Annotated in this window: 18 protein-coding genes and 1 tRNA gene; 5 read left to right on the forward strand and 14 right to left on the reverse strand. The window is 34.9% G+C overall.

What is annotated here, in order from left to right:
• Positions 1 to 118: 118 nt before the first annotated feature.
• From CDH49_RS08985 to CDH49_RS09000, 4 genes are all read right to left on the reverse strand, one after another.
• Positions 119 to 2053 (reverse strand): FG-GAP-like repeat-containing protein, encoded by a 1935-nt coding sequence (locus CDH49_RS08985; RefSeq protein WP_100615165.1) that lies wholly within the window; start codon positions 2051 to 2053, stop codon positions 119 to 121.
• A gap of 32 nt (positions 2054 to 2085) precedes the next feature.
• Entirely contained in the window at positions 2086 to 4350 is a 2265-nt protein-coding gene (locus CDH49_RS08990) for an outer membrane protein assembly factor BamB family protein (RefSeq protein WP_162296714.1), read from the reverse strand.
• 510 nt (positions 4351 to 4860) lie between these two features.
• Positions 4861 to 5079: a hypothetical protein gene (locus CDH49_RS08995; protein ID WP_100615167.1), complete on the reverse strand. Its 219-nt coding sequence runs from the start codon at positions 5077 to 5079 to the stop codon at positions 4861 to 4863.
• Between the two features lie 18 nt (positions 5080 to 5097).
• Positions 5098 to 5595, reverse strand: coding sequence for a DinB family protein (locus CDH49_RS09000; RefSeq protein ID WP_100615168.1), 498 nt, complete (start codon positions 5593 to 5595; stop codon positions 5098 to 5100).
• 304 nt (positions 5596 to 5899) lie between these two features.
• Between CDH49_RS09000 and CDH49_RS09005 the strand changes: the two genes are divergently transcribed.
• Positions 5900 to 6862, forward strand: coding sequence for a helix-turn-helix transcriptional regulator (locus CDH49_RS09005; protein WP_100615250.1), 963 nt, complete (start codon positions 5900 to 5902; stop codon positions 6860 to 6862).
• A 47-nt stretch (positions 6863 to 6909) separates the two neighbouring features.
• On the opposite strand, the gene CDH49_RS09010 is transcribed toward CDH49_RS09005, so the two are convergent.
• From CDH49_RS09010 to CDH49_RS09040, 7 genes are all read right to left on the reverse strand, one after another.
• Complete coding sequence (locus tag CDH49_RS09010; protein ID WP_100615169.1) at positions 6910 to 7128, reverse strand: hypothetical protein; 219 nt, start codon at positions 7126 to 7128, stop codon at positions 6910 to 6912.
• 200 nt (positions 7129 to 7328) lie between these two features.
• Positions 7329 to 7562: a hypothetical protein gene (locus CDH49_RS09015; protein ID WP_100615170.1), complete on the reverse strand. Its 234-nt coding sequence runs from the start codon at positions 7560 to 7562 to the stop codon at positions 7329 to 7331.
• A 102-nt stretch (positions 7563 to 7664) separates the two neighbouring features.
• Positions 7665 to 8051, reverse strand: coding sequence for a DoxX family protein (locus CDH49_RS09020; protein ID WP_100615171.1), 387 nt, complete (start codon positions 8049 to 8051; stop codon positions 7665 to 7667).
• A 31-nt stretch (positions 8052 to 8082) separates the two neighbouring features.
• Entirely contained in the window at positions 8083 to 8490 is a 408-nt protein-coding gene (locus CDH49_RS09025) for a VOC family protein (RefSeq protein ID WP_100615172.1), read from the reverse strand.
• Positions 8487 to 8777, reverse strand: coding sequence for a DNA-directed RNA polymerase subunit alpha C-terminal domain-containing protein (locus tag CDH49_RS09030; protein WP_100615173.1), 291 nt, complete (start codon positions 8775 to 8777; stop codon positions 8487 to 8489). Before CDH49_RS09030 ends, CDH49_RS09025 begins: the two co-directional genes overlap by 4 nt.
• 16 nt (positions 8778 to 8793) lie before the next feature.
• A complete protein-coding gene (locus CDH49_RS09035; protein ID WP_100615174.1) occupies positions 8794 to 9243 on the reverse strand; it encodes an SRPBCC family protein in 450 nt (149 codons plus the stop codon).
• Positions 9244 to 9260: 17 nt separating this feature from the next.
• Positions 9261 to 9671, reverse strand: coding sequence for an SRPBCC family protein (locus tag CDH49_RS09040; protein ID WP_100615175.1), 411 nt, complete (start codon positions 9669 to 9671; stop codon positions 9261 to 9263).
• A gap of 118 nt (positions 9672 to 9789) precedes the next feature.
• On the opposite strand from CDH49_RS09040, the gene CDH49_RS09045 reads away from it, so the two are divergent.
• Positions 9790 to 10761, forward strand: coding sequence for a GlxA family transcriptional regulator (locus CDH49_RS09045; RefSeq protein ID WP_100615176.1), 972 nt, complete (start codon positions 9790 to 9792; stop codon positions 10759 to 10761).
• Between the two features lie 44 nt (positions 10762 to 10805).
• Here CDH49_RS09045 and CDH49_RS09050 read toward each other — a convergent pair.
• From CDH49_RS09050 to CDH49_RS09060, 3 genes are all read right to left on the reverse strand, one after another.
• A tRNA-Met gene (locus CDH49_RS09050) sits at positions 10806 to 10878 on the reverse strand.
• A 118-nt stretch (positions 10879 to 10996) separates the two neighbouring features.
• Positions 10997 to 11179 carry a CPXCG motif-containing cysteine-rich protein gene (locus tag CDH49_RS09055; RefSeq protein WP_100615177.1) on the reverse strand — a complete coding sequence of 61 codons (183 nt, stop codon included), beginning with the start codon at positions 11177 to 11179 and terminating at the stop codon, positions 10997 to 10999.
• A gap of 74 nt (positions 11180 to 11253) precedes the next feature.
• Complete coding sequence (locus CDH49_RS09060; protein WP_100615178.1) at positions 11254 to 12084, reverse strand: leucine-rich repeat domain-containing protein; 831 nt, start codon at positions 12082 to 12084, stop codon at positions 11254 to 11256.
• Positions 12085 to 12481: 397 nt separating this feature from the next.
• Here CDH49_RS09060 and CDH49_RS09065 point away from each other — a divergent pair, with 397 nt between their 5' ends.
• From CDH49_RS09065 to CDH49_RS09075, 3 genes are read left to right on the forward strand one after another with little or no spacing between them, the layout of a single operon-like run.
• Complete coding sequence (locus CDH49_RS09065) at positions 12482 to 13549, forward strand: efflux RND transporter periplasmic adaptor subunit (protein WP_100615179.1); 1068 nt, start codon at positions 12482 to 12484, stop codon at positions 13547 to 13549.
• Positions 13549 to 16638: an efflux RND transporter permease subunit gene (locus CDH49_RS09070; RefSeq protein WP_100615180.1), complete on the forward strand. Its 3090-nt coding sequence runs from the start codon at positions 13549 to 13551 to the stop codon at positions 16636 to 16638. Before CDH49_RS09065 ends, CDH49_RS09070 begins: the two co-directional genes overlap by 1 nt.
• Positions 16625 to 17941, forward strand: a complete 1317-nt coding sequence (locus tag CDH49_RS09075; RefSeq protein WP_100615181.1) for a TolC family protein — start codon at positions 16625 to 16627, stop codon at positions 17939 to 17941. The genes CDH49_RS09070 and CDH49_RS09075 overlap by 14 nt, the downstream gene beginning before the upstream one ends.
• The last annotated feature ends 17 nt before the right edge of the window (positions 17942 to 17958 follow it).

Genomic DNA, 17958 nt, shown 5'->3' on the forward strand with positions numbered 1-17958 from the left:
ATAAAAACAATATTTTAGGTCATTTCATATAAACAATGTCAGTTTTCTAAATTAATAATTATTGTTGATACATGCTAATCATGTATTTGAAACAACTAATAGCATCAAAATCATGATACTATTTTTTTGTATTGTTCCAATAAATAAATGTGCCGTTGTTTGTAGATGTAATAATATCTACAGTGCCATTTTTATCAAGATCTACAGCATCAACTTCTGAACCAACTCCAGAACGATTATGTATGAGTTCTGGAATAAATTCCGCACCACCCGGGGCTTCTTTATTCCTAACGGTTTTATACCAATATAGTACAGGAGGCCCATAAGTATCTGGATCTAAATAGTTATCCAAATGCGTAAAATAACGTTTACCAACTATATAATCTTCAATGCCATCACCATCAATATCAGCAAATGTGGCTCCATGGGCTTGAGAAAATGTGACGCCACCTTTATTATCAAATTGGTAATCATCACTTATCATGTGTTGAACAAAACTTATATCTCCATTTTCATTTCTTTTTTGTTCAAACCAAGCCAGACCAAAACCATGCACGTTTAAATTTGTAACCACATCATTTAATCCATTACCATTTACATCATAAACTGCCATGATACTGCCTCCAATTCCACCAGATCGTTTTCCATATCTACCAAATGCTACGGGGTGGTATTTCCACGTTTTGGTACTATCCAACACCGCTGGTTGTTCCCACCATCCTACGGCATTCAATATATCTATCCTACCATCATTATTTATATCTCCCGTTCCGATACCATGAGCTAAATGATATCCTTGCTCTGAAACATTATATTCAATCCATGCTTTGGTTGGATCATTTTCATCAGGCTTAGCATAACGTACATGGCCATTGGCACCATAAATCAACTCTGGTTTACCATCGTTGTCTATATCTTTGAATGCTGTTACTTCACCTTGTCTGGCATCGGGAAGAATATTATAACTTTCCCAACGCCTATTTTCTCCTTTTGGATTTATATAGAGTGCTGATGAAAAAGCAGTACTTAGTACATCGGGCCAACCATCATTATTAAAATCATAAGCATCCTGAATTCGGTTATAGGCAAACTGTAAGGAAGGACTCCCTGTGATGGCGGGGAAAATTTCACTACGTTTTGTGTAATCGGGCCCGTAATAAATATAGGGACCAGCAACTATATCTAAATTACCATCTCTGTTAAAATCGGCGGCATCCGTTGCCCATGAGTAATACATATCGCTTATTCGCTGAATTTTAAATCTCTCAGAGGTTTTTTCAATTGGGGTTTCTTTTATTGATAAATCCTTTAGCATGATATTCTTGAACTGAACCTCTCCTAGTCCTTTGATATATAAAGCCACCGGACCATAACCGTCCTCATTTTTTTCTTCTCCCATAGTGCCTCCAACTTCTCTACCATCGTTCATAAAAGTCCGTATGGTGTTAACATCTACATAAGCTTCCAATTGATTCCATTCTCCGTTTACAAATTCTGTATTGGGTTGCTTAACGGGAAGATCGCTTGGTACTTTGGGTGCCGTGTTAGATCTTCTACTTGGGTTCTGATTAGCGTCTTCCTTAACGGGAGGAGCTATTCGATAATTTATACCTCCTGCCCTGGCCAGCTTTTCCCGACCAATTTCATTACCTTGCATATCAAAATGAATGTTAAACAAGGATAAATCTCCTGTTCCATCAACAGATATTAAAACGGCATCTATAGTATTATCTTTTTTTTCAAATCTAAAAAGCAATCCTGTTTCAATCATACTATTTCTTTTAACGGAAACCTGAAATGCAACATCTTGATACGATTCATTAAAAACTAAAATTCCGGACTTACTTTCATTATCTGTTTTTCCAATAATACTTCCATCGTTCGCACTCCATTTTGCAGAACCTAGACTATTCCAATCATTAAGAGTAGATTCCTTAAAAAGATAATCCGGTATAAATGTCATGGCTTTTAAATCTTGCAATTCTTTATAATTCTGCGAAAAACCGATACATCCTGCCCAGAAAAATACAATTAAGGTTAAATACGTTTTCATGTGAATAAACTATTGTTTTACTTATTTATAATCTATTTGCTTGGCAGTGCATAAACAACATAGCCCCCCTGCGGTTCATTACCTTCATTTATTTCATCCCCATTTTTACCAACTCGTACAGGTGTTGTAGCTGTTATTACTAAATACTGCTTGTTATTTTCTTCGTACATGGCAGGAAGCCCTTCGGATCCAGTTGGCAATGTTGAACTCCATAATTCTTCACCATTATCAGCATCATAGGCATAAATCTTACCGTCTTTTGATGTTGAAAAAATCAATCCGCTAGACGTTACAATCATTCCATTTCTTTGAGCTCTCAATAAGCCTGTATTTTTAAACCCTAACTTATTGGCCTCAGGATCTTCTCCAAGTGATCTTTTCCATTTAATCTCTCCTTTATTTAAATCGTATGCCATAATTTCAGACCAAGGTGGGTTAATGATGTAAGGATACTCAAGTCCCCATTGATACATATACAAACGTTCATGGTCTATTTTAACATCTTCTGGATAAGGAGCACCATATCGCCCACCACTATTCTCTACTTTTCTTTGTTCCAATCCACCTGGAGCACCACCAATTTCTACAACAGGACCCGTTGGCACTTGGGTTTCTTCATTATTTCTGGTTGTTTGATTCTGATTTAAACCAGATAAAAAATTATAAAGATCTTCCAACTCTTCAGCTTTTAAATGGGAATAAGATGGCATGTCCCCTCGACCAGAAAATAAAATTCGCTTAAAATCATTCATATTCATTCTTTGACCCAGATTTATAAGTGCAGGGCCAGCTAAACCTTCCCTATTTTGTCCATGACATGTTGCACAGTTCTGTTGATAGAGTAAAGAATTCCCTCTTGTAACACGCATGCTGCTGTTTTTCTCTTGTATTTCATCTAGAGTCATCAATTTTTCATAAAATGACGGGTAATTCATAGAAATCACATATACCATGCCTTTGTCTGGATTCGCGGCTGTCATTCCCCAATTAACCCCACCTACTGCACCTGGAATTGCTAATGTGCTATTTTTATTGGAAAGAGGTGTATAAAACCCTATTTCAGCACTATCCAATTTTTGCTCCCATTCTTTTCGCTCTTCATCACTTAGGAATACCAAGCTTAAATCTTCCTTTTTCATTTCTTGCTTGGATATAGGCGGCACCACTGTTGGAAATGGTTGTGTAGGCCACGCTTGTTCGCCAGGAATTTTACTTGGTGCAACCGGTCGCTCTTCAATAGGCCATAAAGGCTCACCCGTTACCCTATTAAAAACAAATAGGAATCCATTCTTGGAAGCAACTGCTACCGCATCAATTTTTTTACCGTCATGTTTAACCGTAACAAGTTGGGGAGCTGCGGTTAAATCATAATCCCATATATCATGATGCACCGTTTGAAAGTGCCATATTCTTTTACCTGTTCTGGCATCTAATGCCAATATACAGTTGCCATACAAATTACTTCCATGACGGTCTGCCCCATAATAATCGTAGGTTGGTGAGCCTAAGGGGTAATAAGCAATGCCTCTTTCTTCATCTATGGAAATCTCCCCCCACGTATTAACACCCCCAACATATTTATAAGCATCCTTTGGCCAAGTATCATACCCATATTCTCCCGGTTGAGGTACGGTATGAAATGTCCATTCCAATTTACCTGTTACTACATTAAAAGCCCTTAAGTAGCCTGGGGGAGACGAATATTGCTCTCCTGGAGATGACCCTAGCAAAATCAAATCTTCAAAAATTTTACCGGGTGTTGCCGACTGAACTCTAGAAAAAGAATTTGGATCTCTTGCCAACCCCTGTCTTAAGTCTACCAAACCATTTTCACCAAAAGAGAGAATGGATTTTCCCGTTGTAGCATCTATAGCTTGTAAATAACTATTTATTTGGAATATTAATCTTTTATCTTTTCCGTCTTTACTTTCCCAATAATTAATACCTCTTCGGGTTATTCCAGATAAATTCGCATGAATCCAAATCTCCTCTCCAGTGGTTGCATTTAATGCTACAAGTGAATTGTTTTTAGCCAAAACATACATGTGATTATTTGCAATTAATGGATTAAATTGGTAAATTTTATTGTCTCCAGTTGGATAGAACCAAGCAACTTCCAAATCCTTTACATTCGATTTGTCAATTTGATTTAAATCGACATATTTGGATTGATCTGGGCCACCCCCATAATCCTTCCAACTTTTATGCTGGTTATCTTTGTTTTTATTACAGCCTAAGAGCGTAAAAAGTATTAAAATGAGGCCTGACTTTATTATTGGTGTTAAGCATAATTTCATGTTAGCAAATGAAATTACTGAGAGATCAAAGTTTTTGATTTTCATAAAAAACAATAGGGAATTATGGTTGGTTAAAATAAAATATATGGTTATTGTTTAAATTTTCAATCTTCCATCATTCATTTTCATCTTCACAGTAAGGCTTTTTTAAAAACACTTAAAAACACCTTTAAATATATTGCCCCCATCAGGGCCGCGTAGCCATCTTTCAGAATTGTACTTTGATCTTTTTCAAGTTTTAGAACCAATCCGCAAACTTTTTATCAAAAAAACCATGACTTTAATTTTTTTTTTTAAAGCCATCATTTATTAGATAAGGTCTATAATATTAAGAATAAAAAGTATTAAATATTACCAGATGTTAAATATTTTAACAAAAAAATAAGAAAACCGAATTATTGAAGTTAATATGCCCTAACAGCATAAAATTGTGAAGAAATGTAAGAGACTTACAAGATTAAAGTCTATTGCTAGTAAGATATTATTTATTTATTCAACCCTTTCAACCAATTAATATAATTCCTCACACCAAAAGCCATGATTGTTTAAAACATTGCAAATAGTGTCACTTGAAATAGTTTGGGTTTCGACTCGGAGGATGTTATCACAATCCTCCAAGTCAAAATTCCAATAACCGTTTTTAGCAATCAAATCATTCAAAAGTGGTTTTACTTTTTTAATATGACTTTTTTTATGAATAGACGTTTTAAATACTAAAACTGTTTGCATGTGAATCGGTTTTATTAATTATCTCTCATAAAATGCAGGCGGCTCAATACCTAATGAGCGTAGATATACATAACCCTGTCCCCTATGATGAATTTCATTATCTATAAAGTAAAATATGGATGAGCACACGGTACCTTCATACTGACCGAAAATTTTAATATTCTTTTGAAATTGTTCCGGTTTTATTTGAACCCAATAGGTGTTGATTTCGTTTGTTGCTTCGTCCCATAACTCAAGGATTTTTGCTTTTTTATTACCATGCTCAAAATGCTCATTAAGTGGTGCTTGTACCCCAGTGGCGATTTCTTTAATTCCAGGCCCTGCAATGCCTAAAAGTTCCATCACCATGTCTGAAAAAGGACGCATCCCTCCTATGGTATGATTAAAAAATGCTTCTTCAGGAAATGCTTCAATTACCCTACGTGTTAAAATTCTGTGGCCTTGCCAATGATTTATTAATTCGGTTGGCGATATTACTTCATGCTGTTTTGTGTTTTTGTTTAATGTGGTTTCCATGATTGTTTGTTTTAAATGATTATTAATTTATAATCCAAAATTAAAATGGGTATGTGACAACCGTTTGTCAGTAGTAAAAAAATTTATTCATCATTTATTATAAAATATTGTTTATTAACTAGTTATATTTTATTGACTTTTATTTTTATAGAAATTAATTACTGACATAGGGTTGTCATAATCCACATGTTACTTTGCATTGTGATGATGTCATTAATTTTAAAAAATTATGAAAAAATTGAAACCCAATTTCGATTTATACTTTCATTTCAAATCCTATCTTTGGAATATATATCATGCCATTATGAGTTTAGATTCTGTAAAACGCTTTGACCGCATTGTTGCCATTCTTGTGCAATTGCAGTCGAAACGCATTGTAAAAGCCCAAGAGTTGTCCGATAGATTTCAAGTAAGCTTACGCACTATTTACAGAGATGTGAGAACATTGGAAGCTTCTGGTGTTCCTATTGTGAGCGAAGCTGGCGTTGGTTATTCCATTATGGAAGGTTACAGATTGCCGCCTGTGATGTTTACACGTGAAGAAGCCGGAAGCTTTGTGGCGGCAGAAAAGTTTATGCAAAAATTTGTAGATAAATCCTTGGGAAGTCATCATGAATCTGCCATGTTTAAAGTGAAATCGGTGTTACGCGGACGGGAAAAAGATTGGATTTCGGCATTAGAATCCCAAATCATGGTAGATCCATCACAAGAACTTTTCAATAAAAATTTACCAAACGCCTTAGAAATTCTTTTTGAAAGCGTTGCCGAAAAAAAGCAAGTCTTTTTAAAATATCATGCTTTAAATAGTGACACGCCTTCCGAAAGATATATAGAACCCGTTGGTTTGTTTCATGAAAACGGATTTTGGTATGTGTTGGGTTATTGCCATATTAGAAAGGACTACAGGCAATTTAGAACCGACAGAATGTTATTGATTAGCAGAACCCAATTGCCGTTTACTTTGGAACACGGAACGATAGATGAACACCGCGAAAAAGAGAACACCATTGAAAAAACAAAAGTCATTATTTTAGTTGATAAAACGGTAGCACGCTATATAAGTAGTGGCAGGAAACATTATGGGTTTGTTTCAGAAAAGATGAAAGGACATCATGTAGAAATGACTTTTATGACAACCGATTTAGAAAATGGATTCTCTAGATGGTATCTTATGTTTTGTGATTATGCTAAAATAATTGAGCCTGAACGTTTAAAAATTCGGGTTAAAGAAATATTGAGAAAAGGGGAATTGAAACTTGTGGATTGAATGGTTTTTTTATGATTTCATAGAACACTATGATAAGTTAAGAACAATCAAACACCTCCGTTAACTAAAAATATCCCAAATATAAATACAAGAATAATTAAAGTCCATCCACTTACATATGCTCCCCAAGAAGCAACATTATGCTCTTCGAACGCCTTCCCTTTTTTCTTAAGATTAATTATTGTTAAAGCAATTGACAATAAAATAAAGATAACTCCAAATAAAATTCCATTATCAAGTACAATTTCCATTAACTTTTTTTCCATATGTTGGCATGACAAGTTGCAAACTTTGTATTTCGGGAAACAAATTAAAAATCTTTCTGTGAAGATAAAATTAAACTTTATAGCTCAAAATTGGGCTATATTTGAGCTATAAAAATAGAATTTATAGCTCATATCATCTTACTGTGTGGATTTTGCACCTTAGCATCCTTCAATTCTATAACAATTAATAGCTTATATATTTATTCATCTGCGAACTCCTCTGCTAGCGGTTCAATATAAAACCCCACATCACTAATTAATTGAATAACATGGTCATTATGAACGTCACCAATGGGGTTTTCAACACGCAAAATATTATCGCAATCTTCCAAATCGAAGTTGATTTTATATTTGGGAAACGTTTCATTTAGTTTCTCAAGAATCTGCTTTGATTGCTTTTGTTTCGTGATGTTGGTTTTAAAAACTTCTACCATTTTAGAAATAATTCAATTGATGTATCGAAAGAGAATATACGTACAGATGCTAAAAACAAGATTTAGTTGCGTTCAATTATACTTTTTTTTTAAGCTATTCTATCATGCTTTTATACTTGTGGCATTCAGTTTATGAAAATAAACATAGGAAACCATTAATATTGCTAGGATGATTATTGGAAAAATGGTTTGAAAATCGAATCCGTCCACAGCAAAATGACTGATACTTGCAAATAAAAAATCGAATGTAAAACCAGCATAAGCCCATTCTTTAATCCGATTGGGGACTTGTGGAATCACCAAAGCCAAAGCGCCTAAAACTTTAAATACTACCAAGGCATTACCAAAATACTCAGGATAACCTAAATGACGGATACCTTCCTTTGCTAATTCGGTTTGCGATGTGAAAGCAGGCATAACTCCTTCAAATAAAAAGATAATAATAGTTGCCGTCCAAAAAATGATTTTGTTTGTTTTTGTTGTTTTCATGTGTTTGTGTGTTGGTTAATATTTTAAATATTTATTTTTCATAACTCAATAGCCAATGGTTTCCATATTTATCTGTAAGGCCCCCAAATAAAGCACCCCAAAAACTATTTTCCAGAGGATGTTCTATCTTACCTCCTTCTGAAAGTTTTTCAAAACATGTTTCAATCTGTTCAAGACTAATGCACTTGAGGGATAGTGAAATATTATTCCCTTTTATAAGCCCTTTAGAGGCTACCATATCTGTTCCCATCAATACAAGGGAATCATTAGTAAGTGTTGCATGTAGAATACAATCTTTCATTTGCTTTGGCATTTTTTGTGAGAGCGGAGAATCTCCAATGGTTTGTAAGGTGAGTTCCCCGCCCAAACATGATTTATAAAACATCATGACTTCCCTACAATTGCCATTAAAAGTCAAATAAGCATGTATCTGTATCATTTACCTTCAGCGTTAAATTTTAAACCCACCGTTTCTAATAATGCTTTAAGTTTTGGAATGGTAGTTTTGCCTATACCGTGCCATTGTAAAATGTCATTTTCAGTATATCTAGAAAGTTCCTGTAAGTTTCTTATTCCTTTATTTTCTAATGCCCTTTTAGCTGGAGCAGAAAGCATGTGGAATAAGCCGTTTTTTGATTTGTTTTCGTTTTCACATATGGGGCAAACAGGAAAGTCACTACTCTTGTAATACTGATGACCATTTTTACAGGTTCGTAAGGTTTTCATGTTCCTAATAAAATTCTTATGCGTCTTGAATTTCGGGCTCAACTAATTTCATTAATTTTTCCAATGATTCTTGCCAACCTAAATAACACATTTCTGCTGGTATTACAGAAGGGATGCCTTCTTGTAAAATTTCAAGTTCGGTCCCACAAAAAACTTTTTTAAACGAAATTGTCGTGGTCATTTCTCCAGGTAAATTTGGGTCATCAAAAGTATCAGTATGCTTAATAAGTTCATTCGGTTTGATGTCTAAAAACTTTCCACCAAATGAATGTCCATTTCCTGTTGTAAAATTTGTAAATGACATGTTGTAACTACCATCAATTCTAAAATCCATGTGATGAACCGTACCTAAAAAGCCATAAGGTGGAAGCCAGCTGGCATATGCTGTTGGGTTTGAGAATGCATGGAACACTTTTTCGGGTGCTGCTTTCAATACTCTGTGTAGGGATACATTATTATTTTTCATTATTTCTATTTTTAGGATTAATTGTTTTCAGTATAATTCTTGAAATTATCCAAAATAGCCTGCCAACCAGCTCTCTGCATATCGATGGGGTTTTGTGATTCTGCATCAAAAACGGTAATAATCTCTGTATTTCCATTGTTTTCTTTGAAATCTGTTTTGGCTTTGCGTCCATCTTCCATAGAATAAGCTATTCTTTTTAATGGCTCAACTTCATCATAAATTCCAATAAAATCAAAACCAAAACTACCATCTTTAGCTTCCATTCTAGACAAGAACTTGCCGCCAACCCTTAAATCGTTTTCTGCACGAGGCGTGTGCCAATCCTCTGATGCTGTATTCCATTTTACAATGTGTTTAGGCTCTGTCCATAATTCCCACACCTTTTTTGCTGATGCATTTACTATTGTTTTAACTGATATCTGTTCCATTTTTTAATATGTTTAATTGTTAGAATACAAATTTGTAAAAAGTAGAACATTTAAACGGAGTGCAATAACGGCTATCAAAAGGGTTGATTACGACAAATGGATTTATTATATTTGAATTATGAAAAGAATAACCATTTTAGTTCCTGAGTCTGCCGTAATAGAAGCTGTGGCAGACCCACAATATATGTTTTCGGCCGCTAACATGTTTTTACAAGCCAACGGAAAAGCACCTCTTTTTGAAGTATATCTTGTTGGGCAACAACGAGAAGTAACATTTAATAATGGGATGTTTTCCGTTCATACCGATTTTTTATTGGACGATGTTAAGGAAACAGATCTCATCATCATTCCCGCGCTTTTTGGAGATATGAAAACGGCTGTTGAACTGAACAGAAAAGCCATTCCTTGGCTTCTAAATCATTACAACAATGGTGTTGAAATTGCTTCTTTATGCCTAGGTGCTTTTTTATTGGCTTCAACCGGTATTTTAAACGGAAAAAAATGTTCAACGCATTGGGCTTTCTATAACGAGTTTAGGGAAACATTTCCAGATGTCGACATTATGGATGGAAGCATCATTACAGAGGAAAACGGGGTTTATTCTAGTGGTGGGGCAAACTCCTATTGGAATTTGTTACTTTATTTATTAGAAAAATATACCGATAGAGACACCGCCATATTAGCATCAAAATACTTCGCCATAGATATTGACAGGGAAAGTCAATCCGCATTTATGATGTTTACGGGGCAGAAAGACCATAACGATACCGAAGTTAAAAAAGTACAAGAATTTATTGAAACTAATTATCAAGACAAAATAACGGTGGATGACATGGCCAAATTAGTTGCTGTAAGTCGCAGAAGTCTGGAACGACGTTTTAAACAAACTACAGACAATACTATCATTGAATACCACCAACGCGTGAAAATTGAAGCTGCCAAACGCTGTTTTGAAAGTACCAGAAAAAATATTTCCGAGGTTATGTTTGATGTTGGCTATACAGACACAAAAGCGTTCCGAACTGTTTTTAAAAAAATAACAGGCTTGACTCCTATTGAATATAGAAATAAGTATAGTAAAATTATTTAAAAGAAAAAGACCCAAATACAAAAATGTACTTGAGTCTCGTTTAGTAGCGGGAACTGGACTCGAACCAGTGACCTTCGGGTTATGAGCCCGACGAGCTACCTACTGCTCTATCCCGCGATTTAATTCCAACACAATTTACCTAGCTTTTAACTTTCGGTTCATAATACCGACAAAACTGTTTTGGACTGCAAATATACAATCCTTTTTAATTTTAGCAAGATTATATTTAAAAATATTATTGCTCAATACTATCCGCCTGAAAATGTATAAGTTCCATACTTAAAAATGCAACTTTTACTTCTATTGGGTTACAACACACCTCACAATCCTCTATATATGTTTGTTTAGAAACCGAAGAATCCAACAGCATGGAAATGGGTTCCCAACAATACGGACAACTAAAATAATGTTCTATCATCCTATAAAGTTATAAAAAAAAGAGGCTGTATTTAAATACAGCCTCTTTTAAGATTTAAGAAATTCTAATTAAAACTATTCTTTTTCAATGTCCATAATAGCTGTTGCATTTTGCTTTTGCAATGGCAATAACATAATACCTGGAGGATTGTTTCCTGAAACACTAATATACTCTTGATTCAAATTATTATCACTTACCATTAGTGTATTCAAATTTTTTAAGTTTATAAATTCCATTGGTAAATCGCCTGTTAATTTATTGCTAGACAGCACCAATTCTTCTAATTGTCCTAACTGAGCAATTTCTACTGGTATTTGACCTTCCAATTTATTATCCATCAAACTTAACTTTTCCAACTTACTTAATTGATAAATTTCGTTTGGTATGGTTCCAGTTAAAAAATTGCTTCCTAATAGAAGTTCTTTTAAATTAGTCAACCCCATTAATTCTGTTGGGATGGCACCTGTTAAGTTATTACTATATAATTTTAATGATTCTAGTTTTTTTAGTTCACCCAATTCCGATGGAATAGTTCCTTCTAGCTTATTCATAAAAAGCTCTAAAGATGTTAAATCTTTTAAATTTTTAATTGAAGTTGGTATTGTGCCACTTATTTTATTGAATCCGAAATTTAAAGTTCTTAATGATACTAAACTACCTATTTCTTGAGGTAACCTACCTTCAAGATTATTAAAAGCCAAATTAATCTCAACAACCTTATCATTCTCTATTTTGATTCCGTACCAAGTATCTACAGGTTTGCTCAAATCCCAAGTAGCATTCCAATTAGTACCATTTGTAGCATTGTAAAGTGCTACTAGGGCATCCTTTTCAGTTGAGGAAATATCTGCAAAAGAATATGTTGTAATAAAAAAGCAGATTAAGAGTAGTTTTATATTTTTCATGTCCGAATAAATTTGGGATTAATTCTCTCACGAAATTAGTCCGAAAGCAGATGAAAAACTATTTTATTCGATTAAATGCTTATTTTTTTAACATTTAACAACCGATGAACCGCTAGATTTCCGATGAACAGCATAATTCTCAAGGAAAATAATTAAGTTTAATAATTGTAATCACAAAATTAATAGACAAAAATCGATACAAAAACCAGAATTAATTCATCTATTTTTTTATCATAAAGACATATAAAAACACCCTATGAGAGGTCATTTGGAATGGATTTAAAGAAAACAACTAAAATTCTGTTAAATAAAAATTAAGTTATAATTTTTTTGACTGATAAGAGGTAAATTTGCAAAAATTGTATGTATAATAAACATGCAATAACCGCCAACTTTAATGAAAAAAAGATACATTATTTATACCGTTATTATTATCGGAATTGTTGCCCTAATCGTCTACAGGGTGATAGAAAATAAAAAGACCAACAGCCTCGGGAACGAAAAGAAGATAGCGCCTATCATGAGTGTTCAAGGCGAAGTCCTAAAACCACAAAAATTTGACGATAACCTTTCACTTTCAGGAACTTTAGAATCCAATGAGGAAATCAACATTAGAAGTGAGATTTCGGGCGTTGTGGAGAGTATTAATTTTGAAGAAGGCGCTAAAGTGTCGAAAGGCCAAGTGCTGCTTAGAGTGAATGATATTGAACTTCGTGCACAATTATCTAAAGCAAGGACAGCACAACAATTGGCTTCTGAAAATCAGAGAAGAGCAAAATTGCTACTAGAAAAACAAGCCATTAGTCAAGAAGAATTTGATATATCAAATGCCGATTTCGAATCTGCGCGCGCCGAATCCGATTTAATTGCCGCACAGTTAAATAAAACAACGGTGAGAGCACCTTTTTCAGGCACTATCGGTTTACGATCCATTTCTAAAGGTTCTTTTGTGACACCCGAAACTCCAATCGCAACATTGGTGAACACCAGCCAAATCAAAATTACATTTTCAATTCCAGAAAAATATGTTTCTAAAATCAAAGTGGGCAATCCACTTACATTTACTACGTCTGATGCTACAGAAGAACATACAGCTACAATATATGCTATGGAACCTTTAGTGGATCTGGCTACGAGAACGTTAAAATTGAGAGCGATTGTTGATAATAAAGAAGGCAAATTGTACCCAGGTACTTTTGCGAATGTAACCCTGCCATTAGAAACTGTAAATGACGCCTTGTTGGTTCCAACTCAGGCTTTGATTCCAATTCAAAATGGGAAAGTCATCTTTGTATCCAAAAATGGTAAGGCACAAGAATACAAAGTAGAAACGGGTACACGAACTGATAGCTTGATAAGAATTATTTCAGGAATTAAGGCAGGTGACACCATTTTAACTTCTGGTGTTATGTCCCTGAAAAATGGAACACCTGTTAAGGTCAATCTAAATAAATCCTTAAACTAATGAGTCTATCGACCTTAAGTATCAAACGTCCTGTACTTACCATTGTCATGAATCTGGCTATCATGCTATTTGGTATTATTGGCTATACATACCTTGGTGTTAGAGAATTCCCTTCTATCGATCCCGCTCAAATTTCTGTAAGCACTAATTATTCGGGAGCCAATTCCGATATTATTGAATCTCAAATCACTGAACCTCTTGAAAAAGCTTTAAATGGTATTGATGGCATTCGAAACATTACGTCACAAAGTAACCAAGGTTCCAGTAGAATCAATATCGAATTTAACCTCGATAAAAATTTAGAAGAAGCCGCTAATGATGTTCGAGATAAAGTATCTCAAGCCTCAAGAGCTCTACCTCAAGATCTTGATGCGCCTCCAGTGGTTTCAAAAGCTGATGCCGATTCAAGAGCGATTATTTCCATGACCGTTCAAAGTGACAATAAAAATATTTTAGAGCTTTCTGACTATGCCGATAATGTATTGGCGCAACGCCTTCAAACCATCCCAGGAGTAAGTAGTGTGCAAATTTGGGGGCAGCGTAAATATGCCATGCGTTTGTGGATAGATCCTATAAAATTGGCATCCTATGGTGTCACCGTCTCTGATGTTAGAGAAGCCTTATTATCTCAAAATGTAGAATTGCCTTCTGGAAAATTGACAGGAGCAAATACTGAATTGACCGTTAAGACCATTGGCAATCTTTCTACTCAAGAAGAATTTAACAACATCATTATTTTTGCAGACGGTGAAAAAGTGGTGCGTTTTAATGATGTTGGGAATGCCACATTGGAAGCCGAAAACATGGAAACCAAATTAAGCGATTCGGGCCAACCTATGGTCGCCATGGCTATTGTACCACAACCGGGCGCTAATTATGTTGCTATTGCAGATGCTTTTTATGAAGAATTTGAAAAACTCAAAAAGGATTTGCCTGAAGATTTTAAAATAAATGTAGTTATTGATGATACCCTTTTTGTAAAACGTGCTATTACAGAAGTAGTTGAAACCTTGGCCATCTCCATTGTATTGGTTATTTTGGTCATCTTCTTTTTCTTTAGAAATTGGAGTATTGCTATGAGACCTCTTATTGATATACCTGTGTCTTTGATTGCAACGTTTTTCATTATGTGGATGTTTGGTTTTTCAATCAATGTCTTAACACTTCTCGCCATTGTATTGGCTACAGGTTTGGTGGTTGATGATGGCATTGTAGTCACCGAAAACATTTACAAAAAGGTGGAAGAAGGTATGACACCTATTGAAGCCGCCATTAAAGGCTCTAACGAGATATTCTTTGCTGTCATTTCAATTTCCATTACACTAGCCGCGGTATTCCTACCCGTAATTTTTCTCGAAGGTTTTGTGGGACGCTTGTTTAGGGAATTTGGTATAGTGATTGGTGCCGCTGTATTGATTTCAGCATTTGTGTCATTGTCATTAACTCCCATGTTGAATGCTTATTTAATGAAACCGGGAAAACAGAAACATTCAAAATTTTATGAAGTAACAGAACGTTTTTTTGTTAAAATGAATACCCAGTATGCCAATTCACTTCGTGATTTCATGAAGAAAAAATGGCTGAGTTTCCCCATTTTGGCTGTATGTTTGGTAATGATTGGGTTGTTTTATAGTTTACTTAAGAAGGAAACGGCGCCTTATGATGACCGTAGTTTTCTAAGTATGAATATAACAGCTCCTGAGGGTGCTTCTTTTGACTATATGGATCGATTTATGGGTGAATTGACGGAGTTGATAAATGATTCGATTCCTGAAAAAAAGGTAAGCTTGATCATTACCTCTCCAGGATTTGGTTCTTCATCTGTTAATAGTGGCCGAGCTAATATATCTTTAGTTGATCCAAGCGAACGTGAACGTTCACAAGATGAAATTGCCCAAGATCTGACCCGATTGGCTAAGGGTATTGAAAATGCTCGTGCCAATGTTTCTCAAACACCAACCATTGCCGTTAATCGGCGTGGTGGCATGCCTATTCAATACATCATTCAAGCGCCTAATTTTGAAAAATTAAAAGAGAAAATTCCAGAATTTATGGCGGAAGCAGAAAATAATCCTGCTTTTGCGATCACAGATCTTGATTTAAAATTTAACAAACCTGAAATTTATGTGACCATTGATCGTGATAAGGCCAAAAGTCTGGGTGTTTCCGTTTTAGATGTGGCACAAACTTTACAATTATCATTAAGTGGACAGCGTTTTGGTTATTTTATGATGAATGGTAAACAATACCAAGTCATTGGACAATTTGACAAAAAAGACCGAGATGCACCAATGGATTTGAAATCGATATTCGTTAAAAACGATGCGGGGCTCCTCATTCAAATGGATAATCTAGTGACGACAGAAGAACAAAGCAGTCCGCCACAATTATATCACAATAACCGTTATATGTCAGCCACAGTTTCTGCAAGTTTAGCGCCCGGCATGAGTATGAATGATGGAATCGATGCCATGGAATCTATAAAAGAAAAAGTATTGGATGATTCATTCACAACTGATTTAGGTGGAGAATCGCGCGATTTTGTGGAAAGTAGTTCTAATACCTTGTTCGCTTTTGGATTGGCATTACTTCTTATTTTCCTTATTTTAGCAGCACAATTTGAAAGTTTTATTGATCCGTTTGTGATTATTTTAACCGTTCCAATGGCTGTTGCAGGTGCCTTGTTTTCATTGTGGTTATTTGGACAAACTTGGAATATATTCAGTCAAATTGGGACCATTATGCTCATTGGCTTAGTGACCAAAAACGGAATTTTAATTGTAGAATTTGCAAATCAATTACGTGAAGAAGGCATGCCTAAACCTGAAGCTATATTAAAAGCGGCAGAATCTCGACTTAGACCTATTTTAATGACAAGTTTAACTATTGCATTAGGCGCATTACCAATTGCATTGTCGCTCGGTGCTGCTTCAACAAGTCGCATAGGAATGGGGGTTGTTATTATTGGAGGTACCATGTTCTCATTAGTATTAACTTTATTTGTTATTCCCGCAATTTACATGATGTGGTCTCGGGAGAAAAAACACCGACCTGAATTTGATAAAATTGATGGCTATGAAAAGGAGTAAGATTTTGAGAATTTATTTGAGTTTATGCATCGGTATTTTGTCTTTACAGATGAATTCCCAAGATTTACTGACGCTAAATGAAGCAGTACAAATAGCCTTAAACAATAATTATGAAATCCGTTTGGCTAGTAATAATTTAGACATTGATTCGCTTTCTGTAAGTCTGGGGTTTGCTGGTATATTACCTAGGGTTTTTGCTTCTGCAAGTACAAATAATAGTACACAATTTAGTTCGCAAGTTCGTGCTGATGGTACGGAAATAGAACTTGATGGTGCCAAAAACAATAATAAAAGTTACGGCGTGGGTTTGGATTGGACCATTTTTGATGGTCTTAATATGTTTACACGTTATGAACAGTTGAAGGAGCTCAAAAATTTAGGAGAAGCCGAACTGAAAAGTACCATCTTGAATCGTGTTAGTGATGTCATGATTACGTATTATGATTTGGTACAACAACAACAACAGTTGACTGCCTTAGATAGTACCATAGTTATTTCACAACAGCGTGTAGAATTAGCTGATAATAGGTTTAGCATTGGAAAAGCATCTAAATTGGAAGTGCTCAATGCCCAAGTAGATCTTAATACTGATAGAACTCTATTTTTAAGACAGAAAGAACTTTATGCCAATACAAAAATTAGACTGAATGAAATTCTGGCACGAGACACGAAAATTGATTTTAAAGTTGATGATGATGTGCTAATCAATAACAATTTAGTACTTACTGATTTGGAGACGCTTGCCACTAATCAAAATCCGGATTTACAAACCCAACTCATCAACAAACGCATTGCGGAATTGGAATTAAAACAAATAAAAGGTAATAGGTACCCAACCATTACTGCAAACACAGGCTATAATTTTAGTGATTCAGAGTCCACTTTAGGTTTTGCCAGACTAAATAATTCTAGAGGCTGGAACTACGGTTTTTCAGCTAGTGTGGATATTTTTAATGGCTCCAATCAAAATAGGAATGAGAAAATCGCAAAGATGCAATTGGAAAATTCAACCATTGCCATTGAACAACAAACTCTAACCATAAAAGCACAATTAAATACAGCGTTTCAAACGTATCTTACCAACGTCGGCTTAGTTGATCTGGAAACCGACAATGAAGAAATTGCCAAAGAAAATCTTGACATCACATTGTCTAAATATAATATTGGAACCATCCCAACGATAGAATTTAGAACGGCGCAACTCAACTATATCAATGCTAAATTACGGTTAAGCGTAGCTAAATATCAAGCCAAATTATCTGAAATTACATTAAAACAACTTGCTGGTAATTTATCGCTATAATATTATTGAGCACAAAA

The organism is Confluentibacter citreus (genome assembly GCF_002807055.1).
GTDB lineage: Bacteria > Bacteroidota > Bacteroidia > Flavobacteriales > Flavobacteriaceae > Confluentibacter > Confluentibacter citreus.